Genomic DNA, 2,594 nt, shown 5'->3' on the forward strand with positions numbered 1-2,594 from the left:
TAGTAGTGCTCACGGACGGCCCGCCACAGCCTCACCTCGACCAGCCCGGCGTGCGTTCTGCTCCGTCCTCCATCCGGCCGGAGGAGCTTGCCGCCGTCGTGTCCCTGGTGGTCGAGGACCTCGCCGCCCGGCCGGCGGGGGAGAGTTCCGCCACCGGGTATTCGGACCCGGCAGCCGCGCTGCGCCCGGTGCGCACTCAGGAGAGCGCCGAACCCGAACCGCCGGGTGGAGGAAGGATCGTCGCTGTATGGGGTCCGGCGGGATCTCCGGGCCGGACTACCGTCGCCGTCAACATGGCGGCGGAGCTCTCTGCGGCCGGCACCGAAGTACTGCTCATCGACGCGGATACCTACGGTGCGAGCGTCGCCGCCTCGCTCGGTCTCTTCGACGAGTCCGCCGGCCTCGCACAGGCCTGCAGACTCGCAGACCAGGGCGGCTTCGGTGCGGTGGAACTCGCCCGTGTCATCACCACCGTGGCAGTGCAGGGCGGGCGGCTCGGCGTGCTCACCGGTATCACCCGCCCGGACCGCTGGCCTGAACTCCGGCCCGCGGCACTGGCCAAGGTATTGGACAGCGCGCGCTCCAGCGCTGCGGTGACCGTCATCGACTGCGGGTTCTGCCTGGAGGCCGACGAAGAGCTGAGCTTCGACACCGCTGCGCCCAGAAGGAACGGGGCAACCCTGAGGTGCCTGGAACTTGCCGACACGGTCCTGGCCGTCGGTGCGGCGGACGCGCTCGGTGTGCCGAGGCTGGTCCGGGCGCTCGCAGAACTGCGTGAAGCAGTGCCCTCGGCGGTGCCCACAGTGGTATTCAACAAGGTCCGTGCCAGCTCGATCGGGCGTTCCCCTGAACACCAGTTGCGGGAGGCCTGGGACCGGTTCGGCTCCTCCCACCGCATAGCCGCTTTCCTCCCCGCCGACTTCGCCGCTGCGGACAAGGCGCTGTTGGGAGGCTCAGCGCTTGTTGAAACCTCGCCGTCGTCGCCCCTGCGTGCAGCCATCGCCGAACTTGCCGATGTGCCTGTTGAACAACGGCGGCGCCGCCGGGTTGGAGCAGGGGACAACGAAGTGAAGTTTTGGAGGAAGCCGGTTAGTCTTCCAAGGTAAGAGGCCGCAAAGGTGCGGTCTTTAATTTCGTTTTGGAGGCGTTTTCCATGTCGTCTGGATCCAGCATCACGGACCAGCCCACGTCAGGCACAACCCCCGAGGATTTCATCGGGCACTACTATGAACACCTCGCGGCGGAGGACGCCGGAAGCTACAGCGGGCAGGTACTCCAGGATCGGGCGGTGAGGCACCGCGAACTCGCGGGAAAGCGTGCGCCGGGGCAGGCCGTCGTGGAGGTCTTCGACCAGTCCGGTTCGAGTGTGGTGCTGATTGTCACTGACGACATGCCGTTCCTCGTGGACTCGGTCACAGCCGAACTCGTGCGGCTCAACTCCGCGATTCGCCTGGTTGTCCACCCCACTTTTGTTGCCACGCGCAGCAGGGAGACGCATGCGCTCAACAGCCTGCAGCGCGTCCCCTCCGTCGCGGGAGTGTCAAGCGGTGATACCGCGGCCCTGCCGGACATCTCCCGGTATGTGGCCCTTGCTGACCAGAGCGCCTCCATCGAGTCCTGGATATCGGTGGAGATCGGCAAGGTCGCCGACGATACCGAGCGGTCCGCCGTCGTGCAGGGATTGCACGGCGTCCTCTCGGACGTCCGCGCCGCCGTCGAGGACTGGCCGGCGATGCGCAGCAAGGTCCGGAGCATCGAGGCTTCCCTTGCGTCGACGGAGGGTGCAGCCGGCATCCCGGACCTGCACCAGGCCCGGGAATTGCTCCAGTGGCTGGACAGCGGAAACTTCACCTTCCTCGGGTACCGGGAGTACGATCTCGTCACCGAGAACGGGGTCGATGCCCTTCGCACGCGGGAGACAAGCGGACTCGGCCTCATGCGCCACGGCGGCGGCGGCCAAGTACAGCAGCTCACTCGAGCAGGGCGGGCAAAGGCGCGGGAAAAGCGGGCGCTGGTCATCACCAAGGCGAATTCACGCTCCACCGTCCACCGTGCCGCGTACCTCGACTACATCGGTATCAAGAACTTCGACGATCAGGGGAACGTCACCGGCGAGCGCAGGTTCATCGGGCTTTTCGCCACCAGCGCCTACACAGGCTCGGTGCGGAACGTGCCGATCGTCCGGGACAAGGTCTCGGAAGTGCTCCATCGGTGCGGATTCCCGTCGGATTCACACTCCGGGAAGGACCTCCTGTCCATTCTCGAAACCTACCCGCGCGACGAACTGTTCCAGATCGACGTACAGGACCTCGTAGCGACGGCGCTGGGCATACTTCGGCTTCAGGAACGCCGTCGCACCCGCCTGTTCCTGCGCCCCGACGTCTACGGCCGCTTCATGTCCGCCCTCGTCTATCTTCCCCGCGACCGGTACACCACGAACGTCCGGCTGCGGTTCGAGGAGGAATTGCGCAGCACTTTCCACGCTGACTCCATCGACTTCGAAGCGCGCATGAGCGAATCCGCGCTGGCGCGACTGTTCTTCCGCATCCGGCTGACCCGCGGCGATGAAGTGGCGGAGGTCGACGCCGCCGCTC

General features: G+C 66.5%; 1 protein-coding gene and 1 pseudogene. Both read left to right on the forward strand.

The features are described from left to right. A partial coding sequence (locus tag Y705_RS20605; protein ID WP_155850111.1) for a CpaE/TadZ family protein occupies nt 1–1,106 on the forward strand: 1,106 nt, incomplete at its 5' end. A gap of 47 nt (nt 1,107–1,153) precedes the next feature. Continuing rightward, nucleotides 1,154–2,594 (forward strand): annotated as a pseudogene (locus tag Y705_RS21570) (NAD-glutamate dehydrogenase domain-containing protein); the annotation flags it as partial.

The organism is Arthrobacter sp. H41, from assembly GCF_000520535.1.
Taxonomy (GTDB): Bacteria; Actinomycetota; Actinomycetes; order Actinomycetales; family Micrococcaceae; genus Arthrobacter_D.